This is a genomic window from Weizmannia sp. FSL W8-0676, assembly GCF_038593015.1.
GTDB classification, from domain to species: Bacteria; Bacillota; Bacilli; order Bacillales; family Bacillaceae_C; genus Weizmannia; species Weizmannia coagulans.
Genome location: NZ_CP151954.1, coordinates 2623647 through 2638407, shown reverse-complemented (window position 1 = coordinate 2638407; position 14761 = coordinate 2623647). Strand labels below are relative to the sequence as shown.

Below are 14761 nucleotides of genomic sequence, written 5' to 3'. Positions count from 1 at the left end.
GTGCCATTACAAGACGTTACTGTCACGATTGATCTAGTAAAGCCATCTGGCCTTGTGGGATTAGGTAAGCCACTTATTTTGGCTGAAAAAGCTGGACCAAGCACAATTAAAAATTATAGCGACATTCCAGCGGTGAAAACTGATTTTGCAGAAGATACCAACGCTTACAAGAAAGCATTTGCTATTTTTGCACAAGAACATCGGCCGAAAGAAATCGCAATTGCTACTTATGATCCGAAAAGTACAGAGGTTACATCAGCTGTAGAAGCGGTTGAAAAATATTACTGGAATGATTGGTTTTTTGTTCTTACAGCGAACGCTGAACAAGCAGATAAACTAGCGGTTGCTGACTTTATCGAAAGTCAGAAATTCAAAATTTACGCAGTAAAAACTGAAACAGAAGCTGAAAGGGCAGCATTCAAAGCGAAAGCTTACGACTATGTAATTGACTTCTATCATCCAACAGCCGGAGAGGAAGCCGATGCGGCTTTAGTTGGAGAATTGGGATCACAAACAGTTGGTTCTATTACGTGGAAGTTTAAAGAACTAACTGGCATCACACCTATTGATGTGAATGAAGCTGAACTGAATAAAATTCATCAAGATGGCGCTATTGCATATGTCACAAAATCCGGATTTAATCAGACATCTGAAGGAGCGGTGGTAAGCGGCGAATATATTGACGTCATGCATGGAAAGTCCTGGATTAAAACGAATATAGAAAATGGTATTCAGCAAGCTTTTGCAAATAACAAAAAGATCAAATTTGATCACAACGGCATTAATTTGCTCGAGGGGCAAGTAGTGACAACGCTGCTACAGGCATATACAAATGGTATTATCGCTGAAGACGATGAAGGCAACCCAATTTACTCGGTGACGGCTAAGACACGTGCAGAGTCTTCTGCAGAAGAAAGATCAAGTCGCGTATACAATGGGTTATCTTTTTCATTTGAACTGGCCGGGGCAATCCATGAAGCAAATATTACCGGCGAAATTAAAGCTTAAGGGGGAATAAACATTGGCTACTTATGATCCGAATTTAGTTACTGTTACTGTCGCCGGACGGTTTATTACTGGATTTGCAGAAGGAACCATGGTTGAGTGCGAAAAAGATGAGGACAAGTTTTCAACGAAAGTTAGTGCGAAAGGTGAAGTTTCTTTGGTTGTCAAAAATAATCCACTTGGGACTATCACTTTAACGCTAGCACAGGATTCCCCATCTCTTGCGTATATTATTCAAATGGCTAAAGCCACTACTCCTTTTCCTGTCTGGGTCAGTTATAAAAATGGTCCAATTAATGAAAAGGCAGGCGGCACTAAGGCAGTAATCAAAAAATCTCCTAAGAAAACATTCTCGGATGATATTGAGGAACGGTCAGTTGAGATCCAAGTGCTCGACTACACGGAATCGTGATGAAAAATGGGCGCGAAGAGAAGAAAATCTATTAACAAAAATACTAGTAATCTCACGAAGCAGTCCAATCGGGCTGCTTCTTTGAATCTACATCGAAAAGGAGAGGTTTTTAAAATGGCAAAAATCGGAACTCAAAAACAAGTTGAAATCGAAGGAGTAGTTTACACATTGCAATATCCTGGGGCACGTGAACGTATGAGAATCCAAGACAGGGCACAACTTGAGGGCGGAAGGATGTCTAGTGAAAAACTCGCCGAGGAACTTTTCAAACATGTGATTGTCGATCCTAAGGTTTCTTTCGAATATTTCGATGGAAACGACGAAAAAGGGATTGAACCTCATGAAGGGTTAGATGAGCTTCTCGAAGAAGCGATGAACTTTCTTAAATCTGGAAGATAACAATCTTGATAAAACCATTATTCGGCAAGAAGTAGAGAAAGACTGGCTGTTTTATCGACCAATCGTGGAAGGGGTTATTTCCTATACGGAATCCTTGCAAATGTCTCGAAGACAGTTGGCCAAAATTAATATGGCCATGGATATTAAGGCCCAAAGAGAAGCAAAAGCTATGAAAAGAAAGTAAAAATACCGGATGAAAGGAGGTAAGTCATGAGCCTCCGAGATATGACGGTGGACATCGGTTTCAACGCCGATGCTTCACCGTTAAATAAAATGAACAAAGCCATGAATGACTTTGCGGGCACGACCAATAAGGCCGCAAGGGAAATGAGCAAAATGTCAAAATTCGTTGACATTGCATACGCAGGAATGATTGATGAATCCAAAGCGTTCGTTAATCAGTTTTCCCGTCAGAGTGATGTTATTCGTAAACTTGCTCGTGATTCTGGTATGAGTGCTATCCATCTGGCAGAAGCCTGGTCTGATATGAGCACAGATATGCGAAAATCATTGATACAAAATCATAATCAAATGAGGCAATTTAGGAAGGATCTTCTTGAATCTGAATTTGAAATGCGCAAACTTGGCATGCAGATGGGGCACTATACAGGAACTACGGATGATTTCATGTCGGAAATTCAAAAGCTTGGGAAAGCCCACAAAAAAATCAGCGATCAAATGATCAATAGCAACCTTTCCATGCGGCAGGGAATGATTCAATCAATCGCAACTATGTCAGCTATGAGCGGGCAAAGTGACAAAATTACCAAGATTTATGACAGAATGGGAAGTTCGATTCTCAAAATTAATAACCCATTGCTCGCTGTAACAAGCCACATGGAAAAGATGGTTCGTGCCGGGAATGCTGCACAGTTAGCCTTAAAAATGCTTGGGCCGAACGCTAAAATGAAAGATCTTCAAGATACCATATCCGTGATCAATCAAGGAATCATGCGGCAGCAAGCAGTACTGGCGATCGCAGGGGCAGCATGGCTAGGATTCACGGCGATAATGGCTCATGCTTCGTTAGGACCGGACCCGGACAAAGTGAAGCAGCAAGAAGCGAATTTAACAAAAATCTACCGTGATGCGTGGAATCAGCGGGTGAATGAAATCTCCAATTTTGTTGGTTTATTTGAAAAAGTCTCAGTTCCAAAAGTCAATGGATCTGAACTTATTAAAGCTTTGCAAAGCCAGCTTAACGCAATAAGAACCTGGAGGACCAACCTACAAGGCCTTGTAAAAAAAGGTGTGGATGATGGATTAATTAAGGAACTCCAGAAAGCGGGGCCAGCTGCTGCGGGACAAGTGAAAGCTCTTAACAACATGAGCCGTCCAGAATTGAACAAGTATGTCTCTCTCTGGCGCGAAAAAGTGGGGCTTGCCCGTACTCAGGCTACAGATGAGCTGACAAAATTGAGAGAGGAAACTCGAAAGAAAATTCAGGACCTGCAAAATAGCTTAACCCCATTAGGAAAGTCTTGGGAAAGATTTAAATCAACTTTCGCTTCGGCATTTCAGCCATTTGTTTCTTTGTGGGGAAACATTGCATCACATGTGGTTGATGCTGTCACATCGGTTGGTAACTTTATCAATTCGATTAACAAGCTAAATTCTAATGTCACAAAGTTAGTCGGCATGTTCGCTTATTTATTTGTCGGCTTAACCATGATACTTTCGCCTTTGGCCGTAGGGATTGGCTTGTTTGGTGGTTTTCAGGCTGCATTAGCGGGAACATGGGCGTTGATTGGTCCGTTTGTTACAGGTTTCGCAGCAGTAGCTGGAACAGCAGCGCTTGTTTCTGCTGCTATTGTGGGTGTTGGTTATGCCCTTTATTATGCCTGGAACCATTCTGAAACATTTAGAAATGGCGTAATTAGCGCTTGGAATGCCATTAAAACCAAAGCACAAGAGGTTTGGGGATTTATTTCTCCATATATTTTTCAAGCCATTTCAGCTATAACCGGATTTGTTCAAAGCAAGCTAAATGCTTTAAGAATCTTCTGGAGTCAAAACGGTGCACAAATCCTGCAAGCCGTAAGGAATATTTGGGCACCAATTCGGGTCGTAATCGTTACAGTGGCAAATGCGATTTGGTCGGTAATGAAGTTTGTATGGCCGTCTATACTTTCCCTCATTATTTCAGTATGGGGCAATATTAAAGGCGTCATCAGCGGTGCGCTGAACGTCATTATGGGCTTAGTGAAAATATTTGCCGGGCTCTTTACGCTGAACTTCCATACGATGTGGCAAGGCATTAAACAAGTATTTTTCGGAGCCATTCAGTTCATTTGGAACTATGTTCAGCTTCTCTTTTTCGGAAGAGTATTGGCTGCTGGACGAGCATTTTTTGTTGGTTTGAAAGGTGTTTTTGTATCCCTTTGGAATAGTGCTCGCGCTATTTTTATCGGAGGAATTTCCGCCATTAAAAACTTTGTTTTCGGCGGTTTTTCCGCAATGAGAAATAATTCTTTGGCTATTTTTAGGGGCATTGAAAGCGGAGCATTAAAAATATGGAATGGCTTGAGAGGCGGACTGTCTGGACTCGTTTCTCGCATTGTTAGCGGCGTAAAATCTGGATGGAACAGCGCAAAAAGCCACACGGTCAGCATATTTAATAGCATTAAGAGTTTTGTTTCTTCCACTTTTACCAATATCGTCAACGGAGCCAAAGCTTTACCTGGAAAGATCGGCAATGGCATCAAAAGCATGGCTGGTAAAGCTATGAGTGGTATCAAGCACCTTGCGAATGCTCTTGTTGGAGGCTTAGCACAGGGTGTAAATGGCGTTACAGGTGGTATCAACTGGGTTTTGGGAAAAATCGGTGTGAAATCCAGGATACCAAAATGGAATCCACCACAATACGCTCAAGGTACTAACTTCCATCCTGGCGGTCCTGCGATCGTTGGAGACGGTGGCGGTCCTGAATTGATTAGAACACCGTCCGGACAAATCGGACTATCACCAGCTACAAGCACGCTCGTTTACTTACCGCGAGGAACCGAAGTTTTGCCGCATCGAGAAACCAAGGCGTTACTATCATCGGGATTGCTACCTGCTTATGCAAATGGGATTGGTTCTAAACTCAAAAATATGGCTTCTTCAGTAATTGATGGCGCTAAGAGCCTTGGAAGTAAAGCGTGGGGCGGCGTTAAGAGCGCGGCCGGAAAAGTGAAAGATTTCGCTCTGGATATTTGGTCCTACCTAGACAAACCAGGCGAACTCATGAAAAAGGTCTGGGATCACTTTGGCGTAAGTCTTCCACATATTGATGGAGTATTCGGGACAATAGGGAAAGGTGCCCTATCTCTCATAAAAGACAAAGCGATTGGCTTTGTAAAAAGCAAATTGGAAGGCTTCATTTCATTAGGCAGCGGTGGTAAAGGCAGTGTTACTCAATGGATTCGTGCTGCAATGGCCATTACAGGCGTTCCTTCTTCATGGCTAGGACCATTAGTAACCTTAGCAATGCATGAATCAGGGGGAAATCCAAGGGCGATAAACCTTTGGGACTCAAACGCCAAAGCCGGGCATCCATCGAAGGGGCTTATGCAAACAATCGATTCCACATTCAATGCCTATAAGCTTCCGGGCATGAATGACATATGGAATCCGATCCACAATGCTGTCGCGGCCATTCGTTATATGCAAGCCAGATACGGTTCCATCGGCAATGTTCCGGGAATCCGCAATCTTGCTCAAGGAAAAGGATATGTCGGCTATGCAACAGGAGGAATTGCAAACAAGCCACAGTTTGCAACGTTAGCCGAAAACGGCTGGAAAGAATACATTATCCCGACCGAGCCAAGCATGAGGAAAAACGCTTTATCCTTGCTTGCTCAAGCGAATGCTGAATTAGGCTATAATCCTCCAAGTAGTGGAAGCACAGGCAACGCCTATACTCCATCTATGGGTGGATATAGCGGTAGCAAGACTGTCCAAATCAATTATGAGCCACACGTAGAAATAAAAGTGGAAGGAAATGCTGATTCTGCCACTACACAAAACTTGAAACAAGAATTCCAAAACATGCTTGATGACCATTACAAAAAACTGCTTGATCTCTTTGGACCAGAGGAGGTTGTATAGTGGCAAAACTCGGAAAGGTCAGTTTAACAATTACAGATGAGGGATTATCCTCATCTGTTTCCGCCACCAGTTATCCAGTTGAAAAAGGGTCGCCATTGTCTGACCACGTTCAAGAAGAAACACAAACGCTAAGCATCAATGGCTTTGTATTAGGCTCTAATTATAAAAGTGATCTGCAATATTTAAGAGACTCTATGAGGAATGGTGCAGTCCTTAAATTCGTTGGCAGAACCATAGCAAGCAATGTGATTATCACAAGCATTGACGACAACCGGACAGCAGATGTCGGAAACGGCAGTGAGGTAAGCATTAAATTACAATTTGTTCGTTTTGCTACTACTTCTTGGACAAAGGTTAAAACAAGCGGAAAGAAGAAAACTGTATCCAAAAAGAAATCAACAAAAACGAAAAAAGTTTATCACGTTACTAGGAAAGGTGATTGTTATTGGAAGCTGTGGAAAAAATATGGCACATCCATTTCTCAGTTACGGAAATGGAATCGGTACCCCGATAGGCGCATCCCCATTGGGGTTAAGCTGCGTGTCAAATGAGGTGATGGATGGTGCGTGAATATATTCCGGTAGATAAAGATAATCTGCCGGAGCAGTTTGAAATAGACCTGGGAGAAGAAACGTATATTTTGAGGTTCGACTATAACCAAGAATACGACTTCTTTACAGTGGATCTTTATGATGCAAGCTTGAACCCTATTGTTTTGGGAGAAAAGATGATGCTTAACCGTCAGCTGTGGGCTGACGTTATTCGTGATGTTCCTGCACCCACGTTAATTCCGGTAGACGAGTCAGGGAAAGCGACCCGTATTACTTTCAGCAATTTTATGGAAACAGTTTTCTTATTTGTCAATAATACACTCGATGAAAACGAGCCGAACCTTGATGATGAGGTGGATAATAATGGCGACTAAACTATTTGGCCGTGTAGTTAAAGTTCATATCGAAGGTGATTATAAAGTTGATTTTTCGGGCGACGAACTCCATATAGAGTTTGAATCACCGTTCGATGATGATGAAAAGCCAAATGAGACTACCATTTCAATTTACAATTTGTCGTCAAGCTCAATCGGAAAAATTAAAAAAGGTGCGTCAGTCACTTTACAAGCCGGTTACAAATCTGATTACGGCGTGATTTCCCGTGGAAAAATTTCCAGCGTGAAAACAAATAAAGACGGTGTTGATAAAATTACAACCATAAAAATGCTAGAGGGTCAAGACCTGACTGGCATAAAAGTTTCGAAGTCTACCTCAAATAGTAAAACGAAAACTTTAAAAATCACGTTCAAATCTGGGACAAAGGCGGAAACCATTATAAAAAAACTAACAAGCGTACTTGGGATTCGCCTGGCAGAATGTAAGCTGCCAAAAAATAAGGTTTACAAAAGCGGCTATACTGTCACCGGCCAAATCTTAAATAATTTGGTAGAGGTTGTACGTGATTGCGGGGCCTCTCTTTATTGGCGTAAGGGGAATATGGTTATCCGCAACATTAGAGAGGGAATAGACGAAAATTTTACCCTTGAGGAAAGCACCGGCTTAATTGGCTCTCCTGAAACGTTTGAGGAAGACGTTGTGAGCGGATATACAGTGAAATGTCTACTGCAACATCGTATCACGACTGCTTCTATCATTACGGTAAAAAGCAAAACTGCAAACGGGAAGTATCGTGCCAAAAAAGGCAAGCATGTTTGTAGTGGAAATGATTTTTATACGGAAGTGCAGGTGATCTGATTGGCGTACGATGATAAGTTTTTCAGCAATTTAATCCGTGAAATTGGACTTCACCTTTACGTATCCGCGCCGGCAAAAGTCGTAAAAGTGCATGGTAACCACACTGCTGATGTGAAAGTTCTTTTTAAAACGAAAGACGCTGACGGTAATTTAGATGAGTATACGCCAATTTTGGGTGCCCATATTTTAAAGCATGTGGGAACTATAAATACCGGAGATGTTGTTCATCTGAACTTCACAGATCGTGCCCTTGACAACCTTTCCGGAAACCAAACTTTTGACCCGGAATATACCAGGCTGCATAGTATGAATGATGCTGTCATCGTAGGGGTGTATCAGTTATGATTTCTCCAAAAATAGTACAAGGAGATATTGTTATTGAAAATGGAGAGGTTGTCATGGTAGATGGTGATGAGGAACTTGTTCAAAGTATTCGGATGCTGTTACAAACGAGAAAAGGAGAGTTCTTTTTAGAGCCTGAACACGGCCTTTCTTTTGACAACATCATTGGCAAAGAGGCAAATCAAGATGAGACCCACGATGACATCGTGGAAGCGATATCCCAGGAGGATAGGATAGAATCCGTTGAGAAAATTGATTTCAATGATGATAATAAAGCAAGAATCAGGTCGATCTCTGTCGAGTTACAAAAAGCTGACGGTAATGCTTTAAACATTGAGGGGGTGGACATAGATGCTTGATAAGAACGGGTTTAGGCGGAAAACGTATGATGACCTACTTGATGAAATGAGTGATAAAGCTAAAGAGTTATTCGGTGACAACATCAATTTATCAACCCGTTCGTTCATAGGAATTCTAGTCCGCCTCTATGCGTGGTTTTTATCATTGCTGTGGCAAATGGTCGAAAAGGTTTACAATAACTCATTCCCAGGAACGGCAGAAGGTGTTTCACTTGACCGACTCGTTAAAATCAAAGGGATGTCTCGGAACCTTGATGATTATGCAAGTGGAACCATTCAGATTACTGGCGACCCAAATATTACAATTCCTGAAAGTTTTATAGTTGGAACCAAAAATGATATTTGGTTTGCCACCACAGTTGATGTCACATTGGACAATAATGGTGTAGGCATAGTAGAAATTTATGCCGAAAAAACGGGAGCGTCTGGTAATGTAGACGCGGGACAGATTACAGAAATTCAAAACCCAATTGACGGAGTATATTCGGTAACAAATCTTGAACCAACAATAGGCGGAGCTGATATTGAAACTGATGCTGAGCTGTATGAGCGTTTCCAAAATTATCCGGAGAAATCCGGAGCATCGAACGTTGAAAGTATCGCAGCAAAGCTATTAGAAGTATCCGGGGTAAGGGACGCAGTCATTAACCAAAATACAACCATGGTTGAAAAAGATGGTCTGCCGCCGAAATGCATCGCTCCTTTTGTATTCGGAGGAAGTGATGAAGATGTGGCCCAGGCCATATTTTCCGTTGCACCTGGAGGAATTCAGGTGTACGGAACTACTGTTGTACAGGTCACGGATTCCAAAGGAACTGTCCATTATATTGGGTTTACGCGGCCAGAAACCATACAAGTGTATGTGAGAGTTACTCTTACAAAAGGCGCTGATTTTCCAGCTGATGGGGTCACGAATGTAAGAAATCAAATCCTTAGTTATATTGGAGGCACTGATGAAAATGGTAACGAATATCCCGGTCTAGGGCTCAAACAAAATGTGGTTCATGCGAAAATTGTAGCCGCGGTATTAAATACTGTTGGTGTAGATGATGCCATCGTGGAATTAAGCACGGATGGCATTAATTATTTCCAATCAAATATTACTGTCGGTTCAAACCAAGTGGCTAAGACAAGCTATGACAAGGTTGTGGTCCAATGAGTTTTTTAACGGATATGCTTAGTAAACTTCCAGATATGTTTAAGAAAACGACGGATAGCAATATAGGAAAGATATTTTCAATCGTTGGTGCTCAAATGGACGACCTGCAAAGCACTCTGGATAAAATGGAGCTTTGGCGAGATATAGACGAAGCTGAGGGTGTTGTATTAGATCGCATAGGTTTAGAAATCCTACAAGAGCCTAGAGGGGGCGTATCTGATGATGAGTATCGACTCAAGTTGAAAACACGTATCATCATAAGCTATTTATCTGATGGAGACATCGAATCGATTATAAAACTGTTAGAAGTTTATATGGGTGACCATCTTGTAAGTGTCCAGACAGGTGTTGATGTAGATGATGGGCCATTTGCAGGCCAGCCGGCAACATTAGTAATTACGATCAAAGGGCAAGACGATCCTATATCAATTCCATATGACGAGATTAGTAAAGTTCTTGTCGGAGGTGTCGGAACTCAATGGGAGTACATTAACGATCGATTGTTCAGCTTTCTTTCTAAACATGAATGCATTATGTATCCATTCGAATATTTTGCCGGATGGATAACACCTGATGGTGAAAAACAGACAAATGAGAACGTTGATATTGTTACGAATTTGACCTTTAGACAGCATCAAGAAAATGTACTTCAGGACGAATATCCTATAAGTGGAGATTATGTACAAAACAACGATATTTCTGATCACGATGAATCATACGTTTTTACCGGAAATGTTGAGTCCGTTGTTCAAGACGAGTATATGATTTGCGGAGACAACAATATAAATACAGACGTTAAAACGAATTTAGAATTAACTATGAATCATGATGCAGCATTGCAGGAAACGTATCCGATTTGTGGAACATTTGTTGCTGGGGAGGTGGTTTAATTGGCAGTTACAGGGAGTGGGCTAATAAAATTTAAAAATTCTTTGATTAATTTACTTAGGGAAGGTAGATACACGCTTGACGGAAAGGTTTACAGTATACCAATCTATAAGACATCCATTGACGGAGACAATATAAATATTTACCTATACCTAGATGATACGGTTAGTGGGCATATATCGCAATCGCAATTGATAGACCGAGACGGCGAAGTCTTCGACACACAAGCAGAGAACATCGATAAGCCATCAATCAACGGTCTATTAATCTCATTTACTTACAATCTCAAAAAGATATAGGAGGTGTTAGATTATGACGTACGAAAGAAGAACATGGCAAGACAGGATAAAGGATTCGAGTGGCAAGATAATTCAGGAAGGAACACCGTTTTCTGCCGGGCAAATGAATAATATTTACGAAGGACTAGATATTAGTCACTTAGATGTCGGACTAGCTGCAGCAATGGCTTTACAATTTTCAAATTTAAACACTAAAGAACTTGAGAAATACAAAAGCCAACGCTTATTACAAGGCCAAGCAACAATCAGCAATCCAGGCACAAGCAACGGGTATTTCCGATCATCCGAACCCTTTGTAACAGTGTCAATCAGTGGGTTTCCACAGATCAACGCACCAAATTACGATGTACTAGTAAGTGCTCAAAATGACGACGGAAGCGTTGGCGAGCTTATTGTATATGATAAAACTCAAAACGGTTTTAAAGTAAAAATGACGGGCTCATCACAGTCGGTCACTTTTTTATGGACAATTTTAAACCCAAACGTATAAGGAGCGTGACAAACAGTGATTATCACAAATGTAAACGATGGGCAAAAAGTGCCTTACAGTGTATCTGGGACTTTGTTAACAGTCGGTGACGTGACAATTGATTTACAAGCTCGTCAGACCTCAGAACAAAGGGTAATTGACATTTGCCTGGATAACCAGTTGAAGACAATGGCCGAAGGGTTGGGAGCCTGGTATGTGGCCAATATTATTATTCCTCCGAAACAGAAGGAATTGATCAATACAGGACGACAAGATGAACATGGAAATGAAATCATGGAAGAAGTTGAGCGCCCACTTGATATGAACGGGGTTGAGCTGCGTTTATGGGGGCTGCCTGCAAATTATGGGCAAAATCTGGAAAAACCTGAACAAACACCAAGTGACGAGGAACAAACGGAAGGAGCGACTGAATAATGGCCTTTATCTTAAGCACTAAAGACGTCTACCGCCAAGCTGTTGAAGCAGCAACAGACGGAAAAAACACGGTTATGTATGATGTGAAGGGAAATCCCTCCATTATGGTATGCATACCTAAATTTAACCTATCAGATGTCATTGACGGGGCACCAAATACGCCACATCCAGCATTCATCGTTAATGGCGTTGTTAAAAGCGAAATTTGGATTTCAAAGTTTCAAAATATCGTCCAGGACAATTTTGCATACTCTCTCCCTGGTCAGGATCCCAAAACATACGTCAACTACGATCAAGCAAAAAGCTATTGCACAGCAAAGGGACCAGGATGGCATTTGATGACGAATGCGGAATGGGCAGCGTTGGCGCTGTGGGCTAAGAAGAACGGCACCATGCCTCGCGGAAACAACCAATTCGGAAGTGACGTTTCAGCACCTTACGAACACGGTCGAGAAGCATCAAAAGATGGTAATAGAACAGGTAGAATATTAACTGGGTCTGGGCCTGCATCCTGGTCACATGACGGCACAAACGCCGGCGTTTTTGACTTGAATGGTAACGTCTGGGAATGGGTTGACGGTTTGAAACTGCTTGACGGTAAAATTTATGTTCATCAAGATAATAATTTTGGAACAGCTGAGAGCACTGGAAAAGCAGATGGATGGGTTGACACGGGCGTATATTTTGATAACTCAACGGCTGGCGATGCGACGACAACTGACCATGATATTGGCGGCGATCCGATTTTATCGGATACGCGTGCAAATCCGATGTATACAGGAGATGCGAGCTCCAGCCCTTACTACGGTGGCAGTGGCACGACGTTTGAAACATTAGCTGCAAAATCCGGGTTTACGGTCCCCGATCTCCTGAAATATCTCGCAATCGCGCCGATCGATGCAAATCATGGTGGAGATTATTTATATGTACGGAACTACGGGGAGCGGTTGCCGTTTCGCGGTGGCGGTTGGGCCTTCGGTTCGAGTGCTGGCGTGTTCTATCTGGGCCTGGGCTACCCTCGTTCGGCTTCGAGTTGGTCCCTTGGTTTCCGTTCCGCGTATGTCGCTTCGTAATCTGAAAAACTGAAAATCTGTTAAGGCCTGCGGTAGCAGGCCTTTGCTCTGTGATTTCAAAACAAAGTGAAACAATAGATCGGTTACTAAATATTACAGTAGAACAAGAAAACGTAATTAATGTCATGATGAGAGAACAAACCGATTTTTAATAAAGGAACGTCTGCAAAAAGGCACTCTTTAGCACGGTGCCTTTTTTATATGGGGGTGAAAAAGGGCGATGCAACATGTACAGATATCAGACCTTACTGGGATTATCACGATACTCGGCTTTTTGGGGAGTATCGTGATTTTTTTGTTTAAAAAAATTGTGATTGATCCCTTGAAACAAGCGATTGATGGGCTAAGCCGGAGCGTTGAAGGCATCAAGCTCACAATCGAAAAACGGATTGACCTGCTTGAAAATCGAGTGGATATAGTGGAAGACAAGTCCAGTCGGCACGATGAGCAGATTAAATCTATTTTTACATTTTTTGAGAGGAGGTGAAAACCGTGAATAACGATATTACTCAGCTTTTAGTGATTGCTTATGCGATCGTCCCATTTGTAAATGGTTTGGTGGGTCTGATGAAAAAATCTTTCCCAAACCTAAAGAGCAATTATTTTCCACTGATTGCTTTTGCCTTTGGTATTTTGTTGGGCTTGCTTTTCGCATTTTTGCCAAGCGTAAACTATTCGCTCGTGCAAATGGTGATGGCTGGTGGAATCGCTGGCATGGCCAGTTGCGGCGTATATCAAATTGCCACCGTAAATACGGAAAAAGAAACAAAATAAGGAGGATGGAGAATTGAGAAACAAATTTTATAACAAAATTGGAGCGCTGGCCCTGGCAACAGGGCTGGCGTTTTCTTTTGCGCCGAATACTTATGCCGCGACGCCGAGTGTGGATTTTATCGACGTCAGCCATCATAACGCAGAACAGGGGCTGCCTTTAAGTTTTTATCAAACAATGAAAGCAGGCGGCATTAATGCGGTGGTCGTAAAGGTTTCGGACGGGCAAAGCTATGTTGATCCGGCTGCAAGCGTGAATATTGCCAATGCAAAACAGGCTGGCATGGCAGTTCATGCTTATCATTACGCCCGATTTAAAAGTACAGTACAGGCAAAGGCCGAGGCAAAATGGTTTGATAAAAAGCTAAAGCTTGTTGGCTTTGATAAAAATAAGGATGGCCAAGTGGTAGTTGATGTAGAGGACAAGTCATTAGCAAGTCTCTCTGCAGCAGATCTGACAAAAGCCACAAATGCTTTTGTTGCCAAAATGAAGTCCCTAGGCTACAGAAAGATTGACTTGTACACTGGCCACTCATTTTTTAACACTGAACTGCAGCCAAGCAAACTCACAATCTCTAAACCTTGGCTTGCCAGGTACCCACTTTATCCGGAAACAGGCCAGCCGACACCAGTCTGGTACAATGGACAAAAAGGGGCTTGGCAATGGTCCAGCACATACAAGTTTGCTGGGATTCCCGGCTACTTCGATGTAAGTGAGGATTATGCTGGCAAATATACTAACGTGGCCACAGTGGAAAACGCGACCAACACTGGCGTGGTTAAAAAGATCGGATCGTTGTCGCTTGTTGATTATCTTAAGACTCACCACAAGAGTGCAACATTCAGTGCTCGTGCTAAGTTGGCCAAGCAGTACGGCATTACAAACTATACCGGGACGGCCGCCCAAAACTTGGCATTGTTGAGCAAACTGAAATCTGGAGTTAAACCGACAAAAGTTAATACGTCAAATAGCAAACTGACAACATCCAGCAAAGTGCTGGCTAAAGCGTACACGGTTAAAAGCGGAGATACGCTGTCAGGCATTGCCAAAAAATATGGCACAACCGTTTCGAAGCTGAAGTCTCTTAACGGCATCAAAAATGTCAACCTGATTTATGTTGGCCAAAGGTTAAAAATCTCAGGGTCCACCACAACTGTAACATCAAATAGTAAAAAATATGTGACCGTAAAAAAGGGGGACACTGTTTCGGAGTTGGCCGAAAAATATGGGTCCTCAACCGCGAAAATCAAGTCCTGGAACCACCTGGACAGTCAATATACGATCTGTGTCGGACAAAAACTGCGTGTAAAATGAT

General features: G+C 42.3%; 17 protein-coding genes. All 17 read left to right on the top strand.

From position 1 onward, the window contains the following. Positions 1–1008 carry a DUF3383 family protein gene (locus tag NST20_RS13025; RefSeq protein WP_342399591.1) on the top strand — a complete coding sequence of 336 codons (1008 nt, stop codon included), beginning with the start codon at positions 1–3 and terminating at the stop codon, positions 1006–1008. Between the two features lie 13 nt (positions 1009–1021). After that, positions 1022–1417 carry a DUF3277 domain-containing protein gene (locus tag NST20_RS13020; RefSeq protein ID WP_342399590.1) on the top strand — a complete coding sequence of 132 codons (396 nt, stop codon included), beginning with the start codon at positions 1022–1024 and terminating at the stop codon, positions 1415–1417. Between the two features lie 114 nt (positions 1418–1531). Beyond that, complete coding sequence (locus NST20_RS13015) at positions 1532–1816, top strand: hypothetical protein (protein WP_342399589.1); 285 nt, start codon at positions 1532–1534, stop codon at positions 1814–1816. 210 nt (positions 1817–2026) lie between these two features. Then, the gene (locus NST20_RS13010; protein ID WP_342399588.1) at positions 2027–5905 is read left to right on the top strand and encodes a transglycosylase SLT domain-containing protein; all 3879 of its coding nucleotides are present in this window, start codon (positions 2027–2029) and stop codon (positions 5903–5905) included. Further along, positions 5905–6456, top strand: coding sequence for a phage baseplate protein (locus tag NST20_RS13005; RefSeq protein ID WP_328229274.1), 552 nt, complete (start codon positions 5905–5907; stop codon positions 6454–6456). Before NST20_RS13010 ends, NST20_RS13005 begins: the two co-directional genes overlap by 1 nt. Before the next feature lie 8 nt (positions 6457–6464). Then, a complete protein-coding gene (locus NST20_RS13000) occupies positions 6465–6830 on the top strand; it encodes a hypothetical protein (RefSeq protein WP_342399587.1) in 366 nt (121 codons plus the stop codon). Next, entirely contained in the window at positions 6820–7650 is an 831-nt protein-coding gene (locus NST20_RS12995) for a hypothetical protein (protein WP_328229276.1), read from the top strand. The genes NST20_RS13000 and NST20_RS12995 overlap by 11 nt, the downstream gene beginning before the upstream one ends. Then, positions 7651–7995, top strand: a complete 345-nt coding sequence (locus NST20_RS12990; protein ID WP_328229277.1) for a hypothetical protein — start codon at positions 7651–7653, stop codon at positions 7993–7995. It begins immediately after the preceding gene. Further along, positions 7992–8351: a DUF2634 domain-containing protein gene (locus tag NST20_RS12985; RefSeq protein WP_328229278.1), complete on the top strand. Its 360-nt coding sequence runs from the start codon at positions 7992–7994 to the stop codon at positions 8349–8351. Before NST20_RS12990 ends, NST20_RS12985 begins: the two co-directional genes overlap by 4 nt. Next, positions 8344–9510, top strand: a complete 1167-nt coding sequence (locus tag NST20_RS12980; RefSeq protein ID WP_328229279.1) for a baseplate J/gp47 family protein — start codon at positions 8344–8346, stop codon at positions 9508–9510. The genes NST20_RS12985 and NST20_RS12980 overlap by 8 nt, the downstream gene beginning before the upstream one ends. Next, positions 9507–10400, top strand: coding sequence for a hypothetical protein (locus tag NST20_RS12975; protein WP_328229280.1), 894 nt, complete (start codon positions 9507–9509; stop codon positions 10398–10400). The genes NST20_RS12980 and NST20_RS12975 overlap by 4 nt, the downstream gene beginning before the upstream one ends. A gap of 310 nt (positions 10401–10710) precedes the next feature. Beyond that, positions 10711–11187 (top strand): signal transduction protein, encoded by a 477-nt coding sequence (locus tag NST20_RS12970; RefSeq protein ID WP_328229281.1) that lies wholly within the window; start codon positions 10711–10713, stop codon positions 11185–11187. A 15-nt stretch (positions 11188–11202) separates the two neighbouring features. Further along, the gene (locus NST20_RS12965; protein WP_328229282.1) at positions 11203–11601 is read left to right on the top strand and encodes an AAA family ATPase; all 399 of its coding nucleotides are present in this window, start codon (positions 11203–11205) and stop codon (positions 11599–11601) included. After that, positions 11601–12674 (top strand): SUMF1/EgtB/PvdO family nonheme iron enzyme, encoded by a 1074-nt coding sequence (locus tag NST20_RS12960; RefSeq protein ID WP_342399586.1) that lies wholly within the window; start codon positions 11601–11603, stop codon positions 12672–12674. The genes NST20_RS12965 and NST20_RS12960 overlap by 1 nt, the downstream gene beginning before the upstream one ends. Before the next feature lie 220 nt (positions 12675–12894). Beyond that, positions 12895–13161: a hypothetical protein gene (locus tag NST20_RS12955; protein ID WP_328229288.1), complete on the top strand. Its 267-nt coding sequence runs from the start codon at positions 12895–12897 to the stop codon at positions 13159–13161. 5 nt (positions 13162–13166) lie between these two features. Next, complete coding sequence (locus tag NST20_RS12950) at positions 13167–13448, top strand: holin (protein WP_342399585.1); 282 nt, start codon at positions 13167–13169, stop codon at positions 13446–13448. Between the two features lie 13 nt (positions 13449–13461). After that, positions 13462–14760: a GH25 family lysozyme gene (locus NST20_RS12945; protein ID WP_342399584.1), complete on the top strand. Its 1299-nt coding sequence runs from the start codon at positions 13462–13464 to the stop codon at positions 14758–14760. The last annotated feature ends 1 nt before the right edge of the window (position 14761 follow it).

What these genes read in the sequence shown, in the direction of transcription:
- NST20_RS13015 (WP_342399589.1), top strand. Translation starts at nt 1,532, where the DNA reads ATGGCAAAAATCGGAACTCAAAAACAAGTTGAAATCGAAGGAGTAGTT.
- NST20_RS13010 (WP_342399588.1), top strand. Translation starts at nt 2,027, where the DNA reads ATGAGCCTCCGAGATATGACGGTGGACATCGGTTTCAACGCCGATGCT.
- NST20_RS13000 (WP_342399587.1), top strand. Translation starts at nt 6,465, where the DNA reads ATGGTGCGTGAATATATTCCGGTAGATAAAGATAATCTGCCGGAGCAG.
- NST20_RS12995 (WP_328229276.1), top strand. Translation starts at nt 6,820, where the DNA reads ATGGCGACTAAACTATTTGGCCGTGTAGTTAAAGTTCATATCGAAGGT.
- NST20_RS12985 (WP_328229278.1), top strand. Translation starts at nt 7,992, where the DNA reads ATGATTTCTCCAAAAATAGTACAAGGAGATATTGTTATTGAAAATGGA.
- NST20_RS12980 (WP_328229279.1), top strand. Translation starts at nt 8,344, where the DNA reads ATGCTTGATAAGAACGGGTTTAGGCGGAAAACGTATGATGACCTACTT.
- NST20_RS12975 (WP_328229280.1), top strand. Translation starts at nt 9,507, where the DNA reads ATGAGTTTTTTAACGGATATGCTTAGTAAACTTCCAGATATGTTTAAG.
- NST20_RS12970 (WP_328229281.1), top strand. Translation starts at nt 10,711, where the DNA reads ATGACGTACGAAAGAAGAACATGGCAAGACAGGATAAAGGATTCGAGT.
- NST20_RS12960 (WP_342399586.1), top strand. Translation starts at nt 11,601, where the DNA reads ATGGCCTTTATCTTAAGCACTAAAGACGTCTACCGCCAAGCTGTTGAA.
- NST20_RS12955 (WP_328229288.1), top strand. Translation starts at nt 12,895, where the DNA reads ATGCAACATGTACAGATATCAGACCTTACTGGGATTATCACGATACTC.